Genomic DNA, 18577 nt, shown 5'->3' with positions numbered 1-18577 from the left:
CACCGACCTCCCGCGGACCGCCCCGGTCCGGCGGGGGAGCCGACCTGCCCGGAAACGCCCGCGGACGGCTACCGCATGCCACCCTCCGAAAGGGGATGAACAATGGGGTTCAAGACGGGGGACTTCCCCCCGGTCGATCTCGACACCTTCCTCGACAAGCCGCTGTTCGAACGCACGAAGGCGCTCGCCCTGCACTGGGTGGAGTACGGCTTCGGATCGCCGAAGATGATCCCGACGACCTACGTCGTCAAGCTGGTGGTCCTCTACGTGCTCGTGGGCACCACCCTGATCACCTGGACCTCCGGCGTCGGCCCGGTCTGGGACGTCGCGGGCTGGTGGAACGAGCCCATCGTCTACCAGAAGCTCGTGCTGTGGACGGTGCTGCTGGAGGCGATCGGCGTCGCGGGCTCCTGGGGTCCGATCGCGGGCAAGTTCAAGCCGATGACCGGTGGCATCCTGTTCTGGGCCCGCCCCGGGACCATCCGGCTGCGTCCGTGGAAGGCGGTCCCGGGGACCGACGGCGACACCCGCACGGTGCTCGACGTCGTGCTCTACCTGGGTCTGCTCGCCTCGCTGCTGACCGCTGTCGTGCTGCCCGGCGTGCCGAGCGCGTCGCTGTCGGCGGTGCTGCCCGACAACACCTCCGGTCTGGTCGCGCCATGGCTGATGGTCGCGCCGATCGTGCTGCTGATCCTCTGCGGCCTGCGCGACAAGACGATCTTCCTCGCCTCCCGCGGTGAGCAGTACCTGCCGGCGATGGTGTTCTTCGGTGTCCTGCCCTTCGTCGACATGATCGTCGCGGCGAAGCTGCTGATCTGCGCGGTGTGGATCGGGGCGGGCGTGTCCAAGTTCGGTCGGCACTTCACCAACGTGATCCCGCCGATGGTGTCCAACAGCCCGTGCGTCCCGTCGAAGTGGGTCAAGCGGGCCCACTACCGGGACTTCCCGCGCGACATCCGCCCGTCGAAGCTCGCGACGTTCATGGCGCACGTCGGCGGCACCACCGTCGAGATCATCACCCCGCTGGTGCTGCTGTTCTCCACCAACTACTGGCTGACGCTGGCCGGGGTGGTCCTCATGGTGGTGTTCCACCTGTTCATCACCTCGACGTTCCCGCTGGCCGTGCCGCTGGAGTGGAACATCCTGTTCGGCTACCTCGCCGTGTTCCTGTTCCTCGGCTTCCCCAACGGCGACGGCTTCGGCGTCACCGACATGTCCTCCCCGGCGCTGACCCTGGTGATCGTCGCCGCGCTGGCGTTCTTCCCGGTCCTCGGCAACCTGCGCCCGGACCTCGTGTCCTTCCTCCCGTCGATGCGCCAGTACGCCGGGAACTGGGCGTCGGCGCTGTGGACCTTCGCCCCCGGCGCCGAGGAGAAGCTCAACTCGATCGCGCACCGGCCGACCAGGAACCAGGTCGACCAGCTCCGGGCGATGGGCTACCCCGCGGCCGTCGCGGAGGTCACCATGCAGCAGACGATCGCCTGGCGGTCGATGCACTCGCAGGGCCGCGGGCTGTTCTCGGTGCTGTCGGCCCGGCTCGACGACCTCGACTCCCGCACCGTGCGTGAGGCCGAGTTCACCTGCAACTCCTTGATCGGCTTCAACTTCGGCGACGGTCACCTGCACGACGCGCACATGATCGCCGCGGTCCAGCGGCGGGTCGGCTTCGCCCCGGGCGAGCTCGTCGTCTGCTGGGTGGAGTCGCAGGCGATCCACGCGAAGGTCCAGCACTACCAGCTGATCGACGCGGCGCTCGGCGTCGTCGAGCGCGGGTACTGGAACGTGGCCGACGCGGTGAACGAGCAGCCGTGGCTGCCGAACGGGCCCATCCCGCTGACCGTCACCTGGCGTGCCCCGCAGCGGTCGGCCGCCGACGAGGACACCGCCGGGGCCCCGGCGGTCTGAGTCCCGGCGGGGCGGGCGGAGCACGACGCCCGCCCGCCCCGCCGACCCATCCGACGTCCCATCGACGAAGAAGGAACGCACCATGGGTGACGCACTGAACGGCCGGGTCGCGATCGTGACCGGCGCGGGCAAGGGACTGGGACGGGCCATCGCGGAGCGCTTCGGCGCCGAGGGCGCGACGGTCGTCGTCTCCGACATCGACGAGGCCGCCGCGAAGTCGGTCGCGGACGGGATCGCGGGCGCCTCGTACCTGGCGTGCGACGTGCGCGACGAGGCGCAGGTGCAGGCGCTGGTGGCCCACGCCGTCGAACGGCACGGCGGACTGCACGTGATGGTGCCCAACGCCGGCGTCGGGCGGCCCGAGCCGCTGCTGGAGATGGACCTCGCCGCCTGGCGCGCGGTCACCTCGGTGAACCTCGACGGGGTCTTCCTGTCGATCCGCTACGCGGCCCCGGCGATCATCGCCGCGGGCGGCGGCACGATCGTCACCCTCGCCTCGGTCACCGCGACCACCGGTTCGCCGCTGATCGGCCACTACGCCGCCGCCAAGGCCGCCGTCGTGAACCTGACCAAGACCGCGGCGACGGAGTTCCGGCCCCACGGCGTGCGGGTCAACGCGCTGCTGCCCGGCTTCATCGACACCGACCTGGTGACGGCGGCGCAGCCGGGGTTCGAGGCGGCGCTCGGACTGCCCGCCGGCGGGTTCGACGGTCTCATCGCGCAGAAGCAGGGGGGCTACGGCACCCCTGCCGACGTCGCCGAGGCGGCGCTGTTCTTCGCCAGCGAGCGGTCCCGGTTCTGCACCGGGAGCGGCCTGGTCCTGGACGGCGGACTCGATGCGTCGCTGCTCTGAGGAAGCCCCCGGGAACCCCCGTCGCGTCTGCGTGGCGGTGTGGCGGACCGCCACGATGATCGGCTCGCCCGCGTCGTCGCGACCGGGCCCCCGCACCGCCGGGACACAGGGTCGGTCGTGAGCCGTCCCCGGGACGGGGCGTCCTGTGCCACCGGGTCCGGGTACAACTGCGACGGCGGGGGAACCACCTGCTGTCGGTCCGCTGGAACGGGAGAACACACATGAGCACCGCGACGGTCGTCGGTTCCGGCCCCAACGGTCTCGCCGCCGCCGCCGTGCTCGCCAGGGCCGGGGTCGAGGTCACCGTGCTGGAGGCCGCCGACGAGATCGGCGGTGGCACCCGCACGGTCGAGGCGATCGTGCCCGGCCTGCTCGTCGACCACTGCTCGGCGGTGCACCCGATGGCGGTCGGCTCGCCGGTCCTGGCCGAGCTGGGCCTGGACCGGCACGGGCTGCGGTGGCGCCTGCCCGAGGTCGACTGCGCCCACCCCCTCGACGACGGCGACGCCGGCGTCCTGCTGCGCTCCGTCGCCGACACCGCGGCGGGCCTGGGCGCCGACGGGCCGCTGTGGCGTGCGCTGTTCGGCAGCCCGTCCCGGAACTACGACGCGCTGTCCCAGGACTTCCTGGGCCCGTTGCTGCGATTCCCGGGCCACCCGCTGCTGCTCGCCCGCTTCGGTGCGCCGACCGTCCTGCCGGCCGAGCTGCTGGCACGGGCGTTCCGCACCGAGCGGGGCCGCGCCCTGTTCCTCGGCACGGCTGCGCACGCGTTCCGGCCGCTGAACCGCCCGCTGTCGAGCGCGATCGGGATGGGCATCCTCACCGCGGGGCACCGCTACGGCTGGGGCGTCGCGCAGGGCGGCTCCCGGGCGATCTCCGACGCGCTGGCCGCGGTGCTCGCCGGACACGGAGCGAAGATCGAGACGGGCGTGCACGTCCGCTCCGCCGACGAGCTGGGCGACCCGGACGTCGTGGTGTGGGACGTCGGCCCCGACCGGCTCCCGCAGCTGCTCGGCGACCGTCTGCCGCCGCGGGCCGCGCGGGCCTACCGGCGGTTCCGGTACGGCCCGGCCGCGTTCAAGGTCGACTACGCGGTGCAGGGCGGGATCCCGTGGACGTCCCCCGGGGCGCGGCGGGCCGGGACCGTGCACGTCGCCGGGTCGGCCGCGGAGACCGCGCTCGTCGAGCGCGAGGTGCACGCGGGCCGGATGCCGGAGCGTCCGTTCGTACTGGTCGGGCAGCAGTACCTGGCCGACCCGACGCGGTCGGTCGGCGACGTGTACCCGGTCTACGCCTACGCGCACGTCCCGTACGGGTACACCGGTGACGCGACCGCGGCGATCACCGCGCAGATCGAGCGGTTCGCTCCCGGGTTCGGGGAGCGGGTCGTCGGGACCCTGGTCACCGACCCGGCCGCGTTCGCGGGGAACCCGAACTACGTCGGCGGGAACATCCTCACCGGCGCCAAGGACCTGCGACAGCTGGTCCTCGGGCCGCGCACGACGGTGCAGCCCTACGACACCGGAGCACCGGGGCACTTCCTCTGCTCGGCCGCGACGCCGCCCGGACCGGGTGCGCACGGGATGTGCGGCGCGCACGCCGCGCGCCGCGCGCTCGCCCACCTGGGCCGCTGAGGGCGGCTCAGACGGGCTCGGGCTCCCCGCTGACGGCCACCACCCCGCCGATGTCCTGGCGCAGCCACGCCAGCAGCGTCGTGTCCTCCAGGGTCAGCGGCACCTCCGGCCCGCCCCACCCCAGACGGGTGGTGGGCCGGTGGACCAGCGCGTCCTCCAGCATCGCGGCCAGACCCTCGGTGGCCTGGACGGTGATACCGCCGTGCTCCACCGTCCTGCTGCCCGCAACGTCGGATTCGGCGTGCGGCCCCGTGCTGAGCACGTAGCCGGTCCCCAGACGGTCGTCGAACCCCGTCACCTGCACGACGGCTCCCTCCTGCCGAGTGCGCGAGATGTCGACGGTAGCGAAACCCCACCCCCGATCAGGGCGTACGGCGTGTGACGTCGTGCGTGCACCAGGTGAGGAGAACCGCGCGTGAGTACGGTCACGACCGACCCCGGTTTGCCGGGGCGCTACTCGTTGGTAACAATGAACGTCACAGTGGCACGGCGTGCCATTACGGCACGACCAGTGGCAGAGTCACCGGCTACGACGGGCGCGACGCCGCGGCCCACCCCGCTCTCGCGAGAGCGCGCGGCGCAGCACCGTCACGGTGACGCGAGACGGTCCGGACCCCGACGGGGCGGATCGCGAAGAGGACGACGCGGTGTGCGCGTGGGCGCAGGCCGCCGCGGCAGGAGGTCGAAGAGGTCCTATGAAGATCGTGACCCTGGTGAAGCAGGTGGCCGACACCTACTCGGAGCGGAAGCTGTCCGACTCCGACCACACCCTCGACCGGGAGGGTGCCGAGGCGGTGATCGACGAGATCAACGAGCGCGCCGTGGAGCAGGCCCTGCTGCTCAAGGAGGCGAACGACGGCTCCGAGGTCGTCGTCGTGTGCATGGGCCCGGACCGGGCCACCGACGCGATCCGCAAGGCGCTGTCGATGGGCGCGGACTCCGCGGTGCACCTGTCGGACTCCGCGATCCACGGCTCGTGCGCGGTGCAGACCGCGAAGGCGCTGACCAAGCTGATCGGCACCGTCGAGGGCTGGGACCTGGTCATCGCGGGCAACTCGGCCTCGGACGGCCAGATCGGTGCGGTCCCGGCGATGATCGCCGAGCTGCTCGGTGTGCCGTCGCTGACCCACGCCAACGAGCTGTCCGTCGAGGGCACCACGGTGAAGGCCAAGCGGGAGACCGACGAGGGCGTCACCCACCTGACCGCCGAGCTGCCCGCCGTGGTCTCGGTCGGCGAGAAGTCGAACGAGCCGCGCTACCCCTCCTTCAAGGGGATCATGGCGGCGAAGAAGAAGCCGGTGCAGACCCTCGACCTGGCCGGCGCCGGGATCGACCCCTCCGAGGTCGGGCTGGCGAACGCCCTGACCTCGGTCGTGTCGGCGTCGCCGAAGCCGCCGAAGCAGGCCGGCGAGAAGGTCACCGACGAGGGCGACGGCGGCGCGAAGATCGCCGAGTTCCTGGTCGGCCAGAAGCTGATCTGACGCTGATCGACGACCGACACCACTTCTGCACAGGAGATATTCATGGCTGAGGTTCTGGTCCTCGTCGACCACGTCGACGGCGACATCAAGAAGACCACCTACGAGCTGCTGACCGCCGCCCGCGCGCTGGGCGAGCCGTCGGCGGTCGTCGTCGGCCCGGCGGGCACCGCCGACAAGCTGGCCGACGGCCTGACCGAGCACGGCGCCGAGAAGATCTACGTCGCCGAGACCGACTCCACCGACTTCCTCTCCCCGGAGACGACGGTCCTGGAGTCGCTGGTGAACTCCGCCTCCCCGGCCGCCGTGCTGCTCGCGGCCACCGGCAACGGCAAGGAGGTCGCAGGCCGCCTGGCGATCCGCACGAACTCCGGGCTGCTGTCCGACGTCGTGGGCGTCTCCGCCGACGGCGTCTCGCACTCGATCTTCGGTGGTGCCTACACCGCCGAGGCGAAGGCCAACACCGAGCACCCGGTCATCACGGTGCGCCCGGGCTCGGTCGAGATCTCCCCGGCCGCCGGTGCGGGTGCCCGCGAGACCGTCGAGGTCCCGGCGCCGTCGGGGCGTGCCGCGACCGTGACCGGCCGTGAGCCGATCCAGGGCGGGTCGCGTCCGGAGCTGACCGAGGCGACGGTGATCGTCTCCGGTGGCCGCGGTGTCGGCTCGGCCGAGGACTTCAGCGTCGTCGAGGGTCTGGCGGACTCCCTCGGTGCCGCCGTCGGTGCCTCGCGTGCCGCGGTGGACTCCGGCTACTACCCGCCGCAGTTCCAGGTCGGCCAGACCGGCAAGTCGGTCTCGCCGCAGCTCTACATCGCCCTCGGCATCTCCGGCGCGATCCAGCACCGTGCCGGCATGCAGACGTCGAAGACGATCGTCGCGGTGAACAAGGACGAGGAGGCGCCGATCTTCGAGATCGCCGACTTCGGCATCGTCGGCGACCTGTTCAAGGTCGCGCCGCAGCTGCAGGAGGAAGTCGCCAAGCGCAAGGGCTGACCCTCCCGGTCCGCCACCACACGCTCGACGCCCGGGTGCCCCGCGCACCCGGGCGTCGTCGTGTGTGCGGGGCCCGTTCACCTGCTCCTGCCTGCGACGACACCTGTCCGGGACCGTTCACTCCGATGCCACCGACGTGTCGTCGCGGAACCGTCCGGGTGTCGCACCCGCCCGGTACCAACCCGGTGTGACCCAGGTGATCGTCTCGACCCCGGAGACCGCGGCCCGGCGGTACTCCCTGCTCCTCACGACCGACGACGGCGACGTCGCCGCGGCGCAGGCGCTGCGGCACCGGGTGTTCGCGGACGAGCTCGGCGCCCGGCTCGACAGCGCCGTCCCCGGCCGCGACGTCGACCGCTTCGACGCCCACTGCGACCACCTCGTGGTCCGCGAGGACGCCACCGGCGAGATCGTCGGCACCTACCGGATGCTCCCGCCGCAGCGGGCGCGCGCCGCGGGCGGCCTCTACGCCGACGGCGAGTTCGACCTCACCAACCTCGACCCGCTGCGGTCCGGCATCGTCGAGACCGGGCGCTCCTGCGTGCACCCCGACCACCGCGGCGGCGCCGTCGTCGGGCTGGCGTGGGCCGGGCTCGCCCGCTACATGCTGCTCACCGGGCACCGCTGGCTGATCGGCTGCGCCAGCGTCTCCCTGGCCGACGGCGGCGCCCAGGCCGCGGGCGTCTGGGACCGGGTCCGCGCCAAGCACCTCGCCCCCTCCGAGTACCGCACCGTCCCGCTCCGCCCCTGGGACCCGACCGACGTCCCGCGTGGCCGGGGTGTCGCGGTCCCGCCGCTGCTGCGCGGCTACCTGCGGCTGGGCACCTGGGTGTGCGGGCCGCCCGCGCACGACCCGGACTTCGGCGTCGCGGACTTCCCGGTGCTGCTGGGGATGGACCACATCGACCAGCGCTACCTGCGCTTCTTCCTGGGCGAGGACGCCGCCGGGGTGACGGGCGCATGACCCTCGCCGCCGGACCGGAGGGCGACGCCGGCGCGCCCCTCCGCCCGCTCCGCCGCTTCCGGCCCCGTGGTCGTGCCTCCGCTGTCGTCCCCTCCGCCGGGGCCGCGGTGCTCCCGCCCACCCCGGCGGACCCGGCGCTCTCGCCCACCCCGGCAGACCCGGCGACGGGGGACCGACGCGGTGCTGCGCACCACCCGGCCCGTGCCGCCCTGCGGACCCCGGTGCGCCCGGTCGTCGACCACCCCACGCACCCGCCGGCACCGCCCGCGTCGCAGCGTCCCGGCGGGCCGTGGGCGGCCTGGTCACCGTGCACCCCGCAGGAGTGCCTGCCCCCGCGCACGACGACCGGCACGCTGCGCCTGGCCCGCCGCACCGCGACGCTGCTCGCGGTGCTGGCGGTGGCCGCGACGACCGTCCCGGTTGCCGCGCTGTGCGGTGCCCGCGTGCTGGAGCCGGTCCTGCGGGCGCTGCACCGCGCGGTGCTCGGCGCCGCCGGGGTCCGGCTCGTCGTGCGCGGCGGACCGCTGGCGCCCGCGGACGGGCGGGGCGCGCTGGTCGTGGCCGACCACACGTCGTGGATCGACATCCCGGCGCTCGGCGCGATCGGCCCGGTCACCATGCTCGCCAAGCGGGAGGTCAGGGACTGGCCGCTGATCGGTGCGCTCGCGGCCCGCACCGGCACCCTGTTCGTGCACCGCGAGGGCCTGTCCCGGCTGCCCGGCACCGTCGCGACCTGCGCCGATGCGCTGCGGGGTGGCACGCTGGTCGGGGTCTTCCCCGAGGCGACGACGTGGTGCGGCGCGATCTCCGGGGACTACCGGCGCGCGCCGTTCCAGGCCGCGATCGACGCGGGGGCCCCGGTCCGGCCGGTCACCGTCGCGATCACCACCCCGGACGGGCGGCCGACGACGGCCGCCGCGTTCGTCGGCGAGCAGACCCTCGGCGACACCGTCGGCCGGGTGCTCCGGCTGCCCGGACTGGTCTGCGAGGTCACCGTCGGCGAGCTCGTCGAGCCGGGCCCGCGCACCGACCGGCGCGCGCTGGCCGCACGGGCCCGCGACCGGGTCCGTCACCCGCGCCCCGCCGCGACCGCCACGGCCGTGTGAGACGGACGGTCGTCCACGACGGGTTCGGCACGCACCGCTGTCACGGCGGGGTCTACCCTGGAGGCCGATGACGTACCTGGACCACTCGGCGACCACACCGATGCTGCCCGCCGCCGTCGCCGCTCTGAGCGACGCGCTCGGCCGCACCGGCAACGCGTCGTCGCTGCACTCGTCGGGGCGCCGCGCCCGGCGCGCGGTCGAGGAGGGGCGTGAGCGGATCGCCGAGGCGGTCGGCGCGCGCCCGTCCGAGGTCGTGTTCACCACCGGCGGCACCGAGAGCGACAACCTCGCGGTCAAGGGCCTGTTCTGGGCCCGCCGGGCCGCCGACCCCCGCCGCTCGCGGGTGCTGGTCTCGGCCGTCGAGCACCACGCGGTCGTCGACGCGGCGGAGTGGCTGGCCACCCACGAAGGTGCCCGGCTGCGGCTGCTCGAGGTCGACGCGACCGGCCGGGTCCACCCGGAGACGCTGCGCGCCGCGCTCGCCGAGGACCCGGACGGGAACGCCCTGGTCTCGGTCATGTGGGCCAACAACGAGGTCGGCACCGTCAACCCGGTGCGCGAGCTCGCCGCCGTCGCCCACGAGTTCGGGGTGCCCTTCCACACCGACGCCGTGCAGGCCGTCGGCATCCTCGACGTCGACTTCGCCGCGAGCGGTGCCGACGCGCTCACCCTCACCGGGCACAAGCTCGGCGGCCCCTACGGCGCGGGCGCGCTGCTGCTCGGCCGCGAGGTCGCCTGCACCCCGCTGCTGCACGGCGGCGGCCAGGAGCGCGACGTCCGCTCCGGCACCCTGGACGTCCCGTCGCTGGCCGGACTGGCGGCGGCCGTCGTCGAGTCGGTGGCCGCCGCGCCGCGCCGCCGGGTGCACCTGGCCGGGTTGCGCGACGAGCTGATCCGCGTCGTGCGCACCGAGGTGCCCGACGCGGCGCTGAACGGTGACACGACCGACTCCCGGGTCGACGGCGGTCCCGGCAGGCTGCCCGGCAACGCGCACCTGTCGTTCCCCGGCTGCGAGGGCGACAGCCTGCTCATGCTGCTCGACGCCCACGGCATCGACTGCTCCACCGGTTCGGCCTGCACCGCGGGCGTCGCCCAGCCCAGCCACGTGCTGCTGGCGATGGGCGCCGACGAGTGCACCGCCCGCGGGTCGCTGCGCTTCTCCCTGGGGCACACCAGCACCTCCGCCGACGTGGCCGCGGTCGCCGGGGCCATCGGGTCGGTCGTGGAGCGGGCCCGCAACGCGAGCCGTCGCACCCCCGCGTCGGTCACGGGCTGAGCCGTGCGGGTCCTCGCTGCGATGAGCGGTGGCGTCGACTCCGCGGTCGCCGCCGCGCGGGCGGTCGCCGCCGGGCACGACGTCGTCGGTGTGCACCTCGCGCTGTCGCGCACCCGCGACGCGATGCGGTCGGGGTCGCGCGGCTGCTGTTCCAAGGAGGACGCGGGCGACGCCGCCCGCGCCGCGGACGTCCTCGACATCCCGTACTACGTCTGGGACCTGTCCGAGGAGTTCACCCGCGACGTGGTGGACGACTTCGTCGCCGCCTACGCCGCCGGCCAGACGCCGAACCCCTGCCTGCGGTGCAACGAGAAGATCAAGTTCGCGGCGGTCCTGGACCGGGCGCTCGCCCTCGGCTTCGACGCCGTCTGCACCGGTCACTACGCCCGGCTCGACCCGGCCGGACCGGTGCTGCGCCGCTCGGCCGACGGCGGCAAGGACCAGTCCTACGTGCTGGCCGTGCTGCGCGCCGACCAGCTGCGGCACGCGATGTTCCCGGTCGGCGACACCCCCAAGCCGCAGATCCGGGCCGAGGCCGCCCGGCTCGGGCTGCGCGTCGCCGGCAAGCCCGACAGCCACGACATCTGCTTCATCCCCACCGGGGACACCCAGGGCTTCCTGGCCGACCGCCTGGGCAGCACTCCCGGTGCCCTGGTCGACGCCGCCACCGGCGAGACCCTCGGCACCCACGACGGCGTGCACGGCTTCACCGTCGGGCAGCGCAAGGGTCTCGGGATCGACCGCCCGGCCCCCGACGGCCGTCCCCGCTACGTGCTCGGCATCGAGCCGGTCAGCGGCACCGTGCGGGTCGGCCCGGAGGCGGCGCTCGACGTCACCGCGATCACCGCGCGCACCCCGGTGTGGACCTCGGGCGTGGCGCCGGCCGCGCCGTTCGGCTGCGTCGTGCAGGTCCGCGCGCACGGCGGCACCGCACCCGCGACCGTCACCCCGCTCGGCTCCGCCGTGCAGGTGGACCTGGCCGAGCCGCTGCGCGGGGTCGCCCCGGGGCAGGCCGTCGCCTTCTATCGCCCCGACGGCGACGGCGACATCGTCCTGGGGTCGGCGACGATCACCGGGACTGTCTGACCGGGGCTGTCTGGCTGGGGCTGTGTGGCCGGGCTGCCTGGCCGGGACTGTCTGGCCGGGGCAGCCCGGCCGGGTCCGCCCGACCGGAAGCGTCTGACACGTACTGCCCGACCGGGACCGCCTGGCCGGGGCTGTCTAACCGGCGCTGCCCGACCGGCGCTGCCTGACCGGGGCCGCCCGACCGGGACTGCCTGACCTGGTCCGCCTGACCTGGTCCGCCTGACCTGGTCCGCCTGACCTGGTCCGCCTGACCTGGTCCGCCCGACCGGGACCGCCCGACCGGGACCGCCCGACCGGAAGCGTCCGGCATGTACTCCCGGGCCGACCACGTCCGGCCGGGGCCCGCCCGGACTCGGCCGCCGGGAGTGCGCCGCCACCGCCGGGGCGCGGCGCTGTCGTGGCGGATCGCCGTCCGCCGAGATGCACCTCAGCGGGCCCCGCGCGTCGCTGGAGCCCGCTGATCTGCATCTCGACGCACCTCCGGCGAGAGCACTGCTCTTGCTTTAACATAGTGAAGGGTGAACACTGCTCTCATGACGAATCGTCGCTCTCGGTCCCGCTACCTCGCCCCCGGCCGGTTCACCCGACGCGTGATGAACCCGCTGGTCGCCGGCCTGACCCGGCTCGGTCTCCCGCTGGCCGGCTCCGCGGTGCTCGGCGTCCGCGGCCGTCGCTCCGGCGAGGTCCGCACCACGCCGGTCAACCCGCTGCGCCACGACGGCGTCCGGTACCTCGTCGCCGCCCGCGGCGAGACCCAGTGGGTGCGCAACCTGCGCGTCGCGGGGGAGGCCGAGCTGACCGTCGGCCGTCGCACCGAGCGGGTGGCCGCGACGGAGTTGACCGACCCGGCCGTCGCCGTCCCGGTGCTGCGGGAGTACCTGCGCCGCTGGGCCTGGGAGGTCGGGGCGTTCTTCGACGGTGTCGACGCCTCCTCGTCCGACGCCGAGCTGGCCGCCGCCGCACCCCACCACCCGGTGTTCGCCCTGCAATGAGAACTCCAGCGATCGCCCCCTGCAGCGTTCGCCCTGCAGCGATCGCCCTGCAGCATTCGGCCTGCGGTGACCGCTCCGGGGCGATCGCTCCGTGGTGACCGCTCGGGGGTGATCGCTCTGCGGTGATCCCTCCGGTGATCGCCGACTGTGGAGCATCGGGTGCGGCTCACCCGCCTCCGCGCGCCACATTTGGCGATCATGCCCGCCGCCGACGGGCCGGGGCCGCACGCGTCGGGCCCGGACCGCGGAGGACACTGTGGGGGTGACCATCCCGGACCCCACCGACCCGCTGGCCGCCGCGCTCGCCGCCGCCGGACTCGGCGACGTCCGTCCCGGCGAGACCGTCGCGCCGCAGCCCCGGATCGAGGTCGTCGACGACACCCCCGCCGAGCCCGCCGCGCCCCGCGCCCTGTGGCCCGCCGGCGTCGGCACCGGCGTTGGATCACTGCCCGGCACCGACATCCGCGAGGCGTGTGCGCTGGTCACCGGCGAGAACCCCGAGTTCCCGGCACTGCCCGAGCTGCCCGCCCGCGGCGTCGGCGCGGACATGATCGGGCGCACGGCCGGGCTGCTGGTGGACCTCGCCGTCGAGGTCGTGCCGACCGGCTGGCGGGTCACCGCGCACCCCGGACGCGACCTGCGCCGGTCCCGGGACCTGATGTCCGGCGATCTGGACGCCTTCGACGACGCCTGCGACCACATCCGCCCGTCCTGGGTGAAGATCCAGGTCACCGGCCCGTGGACGCTCGCCGCCTCGGTCGAGCTCGCGTCCGGGCACCGGGTGCTCACCGACCGCGGGGCTGTCCGCGAGTTCGCCGCCAGCCTGACCGAGGGGCTGCGCACACACGTCGCCGAGGTCGCGCAACGGACCGGGGCGACGGTCGTCGTCCAGCTCGACGAGCCCGGTCTGCCCGCGGTGCTCGCCGGGTCGTTGCCGACCGCGTCCGGCTACGGCACCGTCCGCGCGATCGCCGCGCCGGACGCCCAGGACCTGCTCCGCGACCTGGTCGACGGCGTCGACGCACCGGTCGTCGTGCACTGCTGCGCGGACCGTGCGCCGATCCGGCTGCTCGCCGGCACCGGTGCGGCTGCGGTCGGCATCGACGCGACCCGACCGGCGTTCACCGGGAGCACCGCCGAACCGCGCGCCCTCGACGCGATCGGCGAGACCTGGGACAGCGGCGTCCCGTTGTTCCTCGGGCTGCTGCCCGGCACCACGCCGTCCCGCGAACCGGCGATCGGCGACCTGGCCCGCGCCGGCTACGACCTCGCCGACCGGCTGGGCTTCGACCGGCCGCGGCTGGCCCGCCTCGCCGTCCCGACGCCCGCCTGCGGGCTCGCCGGGGCCTCCCCAGCCTGGGCGCAGCGTGCGCTCGCCCTGTCCCGCGAGCTGGGAAAGGCCTTCGCCGATCCGGACGAGGTCGCGCCCGCCGACGGGCGCTGACCCCGCATGATCGGCGTCGCGCGCGCCTCCGTGTTCCGCGCGTGCGTCCGGACGCGCGCGCCGAGCGGATCACCGCGCGCCCGGCGGATCACCGTGCGCGGGGCGGATCAGTGCGCGCCGGGCGGCGGCGGAGTGCTTCTCCCCGGGCCACTCAGTTCAGCTTGCGGGTGCCCTCGGGGAGCCCGCCGCCGGCGTAGACGTCGGTGGCGAGGTCCTGCAGCGCGGTCAGCGCGACGTTCTGGCTCCACGGGCCGTAGGACACGCGGGCGACGCCCAGCTGCTGGGCGGTCCCCAGCGGGATCGACCCCGGGATGCCGATCAGGTTGACCTTGCGCTCGCCGAGCGCCTCGACCAGGCGTCCGACCTGGGTCTCGTCGAGCTTGCCGGGCACGAAGAAGTTCGACGCGCCCGCGTCCAGGTACGCCTTCCCGCGCTCGATCGCGTCGGCCAGCACGGCCTCGGGGTCCTTGTCACCGGCCTTGAGGAAGGCGTCGGTGCGCGCGTTCAGCACGAAGTCGATCCCGGCCTTCTCGGCCGCGGCGACGGCGGCCTCCACGGCCTTCACCGCCTCGGTGAGCGGCTTGACCTGGTCCTCCAGGTTGCAGCCGACGATGCCGACGTCGATCGCGCGCGCGACGGTGCCACCGGGGTCGCCGTAGCCGGCCTCCAGGTCGGCGGTCACCGGCAGGTCCCCGGCGACCTCCGCGATCAGCCCGACCTCGGCGATCATGAGGTCGCGCGGGATGTGCTCGCCGTCGGGGTAGCCGCGGGACGCGGCGATCCCGTGGCTCGCGGTGGCCAGGGCCGTCGTGCCCGGGGTCTCGGCGACGACCTTCGCGGTGATCGCGTCCCAGACGTTGACGACGAGCAGCAGCTCCGGTGCGGCGTGCAGCTCCTGCAGCTTCGTGGCCTTCTCGGCGATGGAGGTCATGTGATCACCGTAGGCCGGTTCCGGGGCCCCCGCCGCGTACCCAGAACTGAGGATCTGCGGTGTCCCCGACAGCGGCAGGGCCGTCCGACCCCTGATCCTTGTGCCGTGCTCCGAGACCGGTCCGACGTCCGACACCCGACCACCCCGCTGGGTGGTCTCGGGTCGTCCGCGCTGGTGCTGGGAGCGCTGGGCTCGGTGTTCGTCGCCGTCGCCGTCGCGATCGCGCTGTCCGCGGTGTCGCCGCTGACCGTCGCCGGTCTCGCGTTCGCCTCCGCCGGGGTCGTCCTCGCCATCGGCGGTCTGGTGCTGGGCACGCTGGGCGCGGTCCGTGCCTGCCCGGGCCGGTCCCGGACGGCTATCTCGGCCGCGGGGCTGTCGGTGGCCGGGCTGGCCGGCGGGCTGATCTGGCTGGCCGCGTTCGTGATGCTCGCCGTCACCGGGCCGGGACCGCCGCCCGTGCAGGGGGCCGGCACCGCGCCGGCCTGCGGGCCCGGGGTCTGCCACACCCCCTGAACCGCGGCCCGGCGACGCGTTCGGCCCGTCGTCCGAGGACCCTGTCGTCCTAGCACCCCGACGGCACCGCGCTGCTACGGCGCCCGCCCGCCGCTCTCCGCCTCGGTCCCGGCGCTCGCCCGGGCCAGCGCGATCGTCGCCACCACGAGCACGGCCACCAGCACCGCGACGAGTGCCCACCCGGCCCCGCCGGTGGACAGCCGCTCGTCGAGCACGGTCACGCCGACGACCGCGGCCACCACCGGCTCCCCGACGACCACCGCGGGCAGCGACGCCCCCAGCGCCCCGGCCTGGAACGCGGCCTGCTGCAGCAGGGTCCCGCCGACCACGGCGACGACCAGCGCCCAGGTCTCCCACGAGGTCAGCACCGTGGTGATCCCGTCGGACAGCGTGTCGACCACGCCCAGGGTGAGCGCGGCGACGACGCCGTAGGCGATGCCGGTGGCCGCGGCCAGCAGCAGTGCCCGGGCCGTCCCCGTCGTCGACCGGGCCGCCACGAGACAGGCGGCGAACAGCACCAGCAGCACTGACCCCGTCGGCGCCCACGCGGTGAGCCCGGCCCGGTCGACACCCGCGGTCGGCTCCCCGACGGTCACGAACAGCACCAGCGCCACCACCAGCACCGCGGCCCACGCCAGCTCCCGGCGGGACGGCCGCCGCCCGGCCCACCACGCGGCCAGCGGCAGCGCGAACACCAGCTGGGTGACGATGATCGGCTGCACCAGCAGCAGCGACCCGAACCCGAGCGCGACGGCCTGCATCGCGAACGCTGCCGTGTCACCCAGCGACCCGGCCAGCCAGCGCGGATCGCGGACCAGCCGCGCCAGCATCCGCAGCCCCCGGTCGTGCGGGTCCGCCGCCGCCGAGGTCTGCTGCGCGACGGCGGCGAGCGCGAAGAGCAGCGCCGAGAGCAGCGCGGCGCCGACCGCGGCGACGGTGTTCAGCGGATCAGGAGATCGAGGACCCGGCGGGCATGGCCTCGAACCGCATGTCCGGGAACTTGCGCTGGATGATGTCCATCCGCCACTTGTTGGTGAACAACGCGAGGTGCTCGCCGTCGGAGTCGCGGCGCAGGACCTCGCACTCGGACTGCCCGGCCAGCTTCTCGACCGCCTCGGCGTCGACCAGGCGCGCGATCTGGTACGGCAGCCGGTCGAGGGTGACCGGCGCGTTGAACTCGGTCTCCAGCCGTGTGGTGACCACGTCGAACTGCAGCGGCCCCACCGCGGCCAGCACCGGTGCCTGGTCGCCGCGCAGGTCCGAGCGCAGGATCTGGATGACCGCCTCGTTGCCGAGCTGCTCGATCCCCTTGCGGAACTGCTTGTACTTGCCCGCGTCCTTCGCGCGGATCACCGCGAAGTGCTCGGGGGCGAACGCCGGGATCGAGGGGAACTCGACCGGGTCGGCCGCGTAGAGGGTGTCCCCGGGACGCAGGGCGGTGGCGTTGACCAGGCCGACGATGTCGCCGGGGAACGCCTCCTCGACGGTCGTGCGCTCGGCGCCGAACACCGACTGCGCGTACTTGGTCGCGAACGGCTTGCCCGTCGCGGCATGGGTGAGCACCATGCCGCGCTCGAAGCGGCCCGAGCAGATCCGCAGGAACGCCATGCGGTCACGGTGCGCCTTGTCCATGCCGGCCTGGACCTTGAAGATCAGCCCGGAGGTGGGCGCCTCCAGCGGGCGGTCCTCGCCCTTCACGTCGGGCCGCGGGGCGGGCGGCGGGGCGAGGTCGACCAGCGAGTCGAGCAGCCGGGCGACGCCGATGTTGGACAGCGCCGAGCCGAACAGGACCGGGGTGGCCGTGCCGGAGCGGAAGCCCTCCTCGTCGAAACCGGCGCCGATCTCGTCGAGCAGGCCCAGCTCGTCCTGCGCGTTCTGCCAGTACTCGGGCTCCTGCGCGGCGATCGTCTCGGCGTCGACGACCTGTGCGGTGGCCTTCGTCGCGCCGCCGGCGGCCCGGGTGAACGCGGTGTACTCGCCGGTGCTGCGCTCGATGAGCCCCTTGAACTGCCCGGCGATGCCCAGCGGCCAGGTCAGGGGCATCGGGCGCAGGCCGATGGTCTGCTCGACCTCGTCGAGCAGCTCCAGGGCCTCGCGGCCCGGCCGGTCCCACTTGTTGACGAAGGTGACGATCGGGACGCCGCGCGAGCGGCAGACGTCGAAGAGCTTGAGGGTCTGCGGCTCGAGACCCTTCGCCGCGTCGAGCAGCATCACCGCGGCGTCGACGGCGGCGAGCACCCGGTAGGTGTCCTCGGAGAAGTCGCCGTGGCCGGGGGTGTCGAGCAGGTTGATCACGCAGTCCCGATAGGAGAACTGCAGCACCGCCGAGGACACCGAGATGCCGCGGGCACGCTCCATCTCCATCCAGTCCGACGTGACGCCCTTGCGGCCGGACTTGCCGTGCACCGCACCGGCGGAGTCGATGACCTCCGCGTGCAGCGCCAGCGCCTCGGTCAGGGTCGACTTGCCCGCGTCGGGGTGGGAGATCACCGCGAACGTCCGGCGGCGGGCGGTCTCGCCGACGACGCGCGCGTCGGTGGCGGTGCCGGTCTGCCGGGTGACGTTCTCGATGGTGCTCACACCTGCATTCTAGGCGTCGCCACCGACACCCCCCGACGACGGCGCCCGGCTCAGGTCGACCACGCAGAAGACGTTGCCGTCGGGGTCGGCGAGGACGACGAAGTCGGGCGCGGCGGGGTAGTCGTCCCAGGCCGGCCGGGTCGCGCCCAGCGAGGTCAGCCGCGCCACCTCGGCGTCCTGCTCGTCGGTGGTGTCGACCAGGAGGTCCAGGTGGAGCCGGGGTCTGGGCTCGGGCGGGGACGCGCTGCGCATCAGGCCGAGCACCCGCTCGCCGTCGGAGCCGGTCAGGGTGCGCCAGGACGGGCTCGACCACTCGTCGGAGACGTGCAGGTGCAGCGCGGCGGCCCAGAACGCGGCGGCCCGGTCGAGGTCGACGACGCCGACCACCGGGAACCCGAGCCTCAGCACGGCTCAGGCCCCCGCTTCCAGCAGCGCCCGCATGTCGGGCAGGTCGAAGTGCTCGACGGTCGCCCACGCCGACGGGCTGCCGTGGTGCGGGTCGGCGCCCGCGGCCAGCAACGCGGTGACCGACGGCGCCGACCGGGCGAACAGCGCGGCGGCGAGCGCGGTCTGGCCGCGGTCGTTGGTGTGGTCCGGCTCCGCGCCGCGGGCCAGCAGGTCGGCGACGACGGCGTCGTGGCCGTAGTAGGCGGCGAGGATCAGCAGGGTGTCGCCCTTGGGGTCGGTCAGGCCGACCGGGACGCCCGCGTCGAGGTAGGCGCCCAGCCGGTCCGCCGCGCCCTCGCGGGCCAGGTCGAACATCCGGTGCGCGAGCTCCACGGCAGCCTGGTCCATCCCCCGACCGTAGATTCCCCTGCTCGG

General features: G+C 74.3%; 18 protein-coding genes. 12 read left to right on the top strand and 6 right to left on the bottom strand.

Going from position 1 to position 18577, the window contains the following annotated elements; all coding sequences use genetic code 11:
* Positions 1-102 precede the first annotated feature (102 nt).
* The 3 genes from Ae717Ps2_RS20915 to Ae717Ps2_RS20905 all read left to right on the top strand — a co-directional run bounded on the left by Ae717Ps2_RS20915 (position 103) and on the right by Ae717Ps2_RS20905 (position 4392).
* Positions 103-1905, top strand: a complete 1803-nt coding sequence (locus Ae717Ps2_RS20915; protein ID WP_075310612.1) for a DUF3556 domain-containing protein — start codon at positions 103-105, stop codon at positions 1903-1905.
* A gap of 82 nt (positions 1906-1987) precedes the next feature.
* Positions 1988-2758, top strand: coding sequence for an SDR family NAD(P)-dependent oxidoreductase (locus tag Ae717Ps2_RS20910; RefSeq protein WP_075310614.1), 771 nt, complete (start codon positions 1988-1990; stop codon positions 2756-2758).
* Between the two features lie 221 nt (positions 2759-2979).
* Positions 2980-4392, top strand: a complete 1413-nt coding sequence (locus Ae717Ps2_RS20905) for an NAD(P)/FAD-dependent oxidoreductase (RefSeq protein WP_075310616.1) — start codon at positions 2980-2982, stop codon at positions 4390-4392.
* 7 nt (positions 4393-4399) lie between these two features.
* On the opposite strand, the gene Ae717Ps2_RS20900 is transcribed toward Ae717Ps2_RS20905, so the two are convergent.
* A complete protein-coding gene (locus Ae717Ps2_RS20900; RefSeq protein WP_075310618.1) occupies positions 4400-4696 on the bottom strand; it encodes a hypothetical protein in 297 nt (98 codons plus the stop codon).
* Positions 4697-5087: 391 nt separating this feature from the next.
* Here Ae717Ps2_RS20900 and Ae717Ps2_RS20895 point away from each other — a divergent pair, with 391 nt between their 5' ends.
* The 8 genes from Ae717Ps2_RS20895 to Ae717Ps2_RS20860 all read left to right on the top strand — a co-directional run bounded on the left by Ae717Ps2_RS20895 (position 5088) and on the right by Ae717Ps2_RS20860 (position 13731).
* Positions 5088-5873 (top strand): electron transfer flavoprotein subunit beta/FixA family protein, encoded by a 786-nt coding sequence (locus tag Ae717Ps2_RS20895; protein ID WP_020626655.1) that lies wholly within the window; start codon positions 5088-5090, stop codon positions 5871-5873.
* A 42-nt stretch (positions 5874-5915) separates the two neighbouring features.
* The gene (locus tag Ae717Ps2_RS20890; RefSeq protein ID WP_075333797.1) at positions 5916-6863 is read left to right on the top strand and encodes an electron transfer flavoprotein subunit alpha/FixB family protein; all 948 of its coding nucleotides are present in this window, start codon (positions 5916-5918) and stop codon (positions 6861-6863) included.
* A gap of 187 nt (positions 6864-7050) precedes the next feature.
* Positions 7051-7827, top strand: coding sequence for a GNAT family N-acetyltransferase (locus Ae717Ps2_RS20885; RefSeq protein ID WP_075310622.1), 777 nt, complete (start codon positions 7051-7053; stop codon positions 7825-7827).
* Positions 7824-8933: a 1-acyl-sn-glycerol-3-phosphate acyltransferase gene (locus tag Ae717Ps2_RS20880; protein WP_075310624.1), complete on the top strand. Its 1110-nt coding sequence runs from the start codon at positions 7824-7826 to the stop codon at positions 8931-8933. The genes Ae717Ps2_RS20885 and Ae717Ps2_RS20880 overlap by 4 nt, the downstream gene beginning before the upstream one ends.
* A gap of 67 nt (positions 8934-9000) precedes the next feature.
* Positions 9001-10209 carry a cysteine desulfurase family protein gene (locus Ae717Ps2_RS20875; protein WP_075333796.1) on the top strand — a complete coding sequence of 403 codons (1209 nt, stop codon included), beginning with the start codon at positions 9001-9003 and terminating at the stop codon, positions 10207-10209.
* A gap of 3 nt (positions 10210-10212) precedes the next feature.
* A complete protein-coding gene (gene mnmA / locus Ae717Ps2_RS20870) occupies positions 10213-11295 on the top strand; it encodes a tRNA 2-thiouridine(34) synthase MnmA (protein WP_075333795.1) in 1083 nt (360 codons plus the stop codon).
* Between the two features lie 533 nt (positions 11296-11828).
* The gene (locus Ae717Ps2_RS20865) at positions 11829-12287 is read left to right on the top strand and encodes a nitroreductase family deazaflavin-dependent oxidoreductase (protein WP_075310628.1); all 459 of its coding nucleotides are present in this window, start codon (positions 11829-11831) and stop codon (positions 12285-12287) included.
* 409 nt (positions 12288-12696) lie between these two features.
* Positions 12697-13731 (top strand): methionine synthase, encoded by a 1035-nt coding sequence (locus Ae717Ps2_RS20860; RefSeq protein ID WP_075312891.1) that lies wholly within the window; start codon positions 12697-12699, stop codon positions 13729-13731.
* 151 nt (positions 13732-13882) lie between these two features.
* Here Ae717Ps2_RS20860 and Ae717Ps2_RS20855 read toward each other — a convergent pair whose 3' ends face one another.
* Positions 13883-14662, bottom strand: coding sequence for an isocitrate lyase/phosphoenolpyruvate mutase family protein (locus Ae717Ps2_RS20855; protein WP_075310630.1), 780 nt, complete (start codon positions 14660-14662; stop codon positions 13883-13885).
* Between the two features lie 105 nt (positions 14663-14767).
* Here Ae717Ps2_RS20855 and Ae717Ps2_RS20850 point away from each other — a divergent pair, with 105 nt between their 5' ends.
* Positions 14768-15175 carry a hypothetical protein gene (locus tag Ae717Ps2_RS20850; RefSeq protein WP_075310632.1) on the top strand — a complete coding sequence of 136 codons (408 nt, stop codon included), beginning with the start codon at positions 14768-14770 and terminating at the stop codon, positions 15173-15175.
* A 74-nt stretch (positions 15176-15249) separates the two neighbouring features.
* Here the strand turns inward: Ae717Ps2_RS20850 and Ae717Ps2_RS20845 are convergent, their stop codons facing one another.
* From Ae717Ps2_RS20845 to Ae717Ps2_RS20830, 4 genes are read right to left on the bottom strand one after another with little or no spacing between them, the layout of a single operon-like run.
* A complete protein-coding gene (locus tag Ae717Ps2_RS20845) occupies positions 15250-16089 on the bottom strand; it encodes a DMT family transporter (RefSeq protein ID WP_255407973.1) in 840 nt (279 codons plus the stop codon).
* A gap of 34 nt (positions 16090-16123) precedes the next feature.
* Entirely contained in the window at positions 16124-17755 is a 1632-nt protein-coding gene (locus Ae717Ps2_RS20840; RefSeq protein ID WP_020627724.1) for a peptide chain release factor 3, read from the bottom strand.
* A 9-nt stretch (positions 17756-17764) separates the two neighbouring features.
* Complete coding sequence (locus Ae717Ps2_RS20835) at positions 17765-18163, bottom strand: VOC family protein (protein ID WP_075333794.1); 399 nt, start codon at positions 18161-18163, stop codon at positions 17765-17767.
* Between the two features lie 3 nt (positions 18164-18166).
* Complete coding sequence (locus Ae717Ps2_RS20830) at positions 18167-18550, bottom strand: ankyrin repeat domain-containing protein (RefSeq protein WP_020627726.1); 384 nt, start codon at positions 18548-18550, stop codon at positions 18167-18169.
* Positions 18551-18577: the final 27 nt, after the last annotated feature.

Source organism: Pseudonocardia sp. Ae717_Ps2 (genome assembly GCF_001932475.1).
Lineage (GTDB): Bacteria > Actinomycetota > Actinomycetes > Mycobacteriales > Pseudonocardiaceae > Pseudonocardia.
Note: the sequence above shows the minus strand (reverse complement) of the source record. Positions and strands in the feature narration are given on the sequence as shown.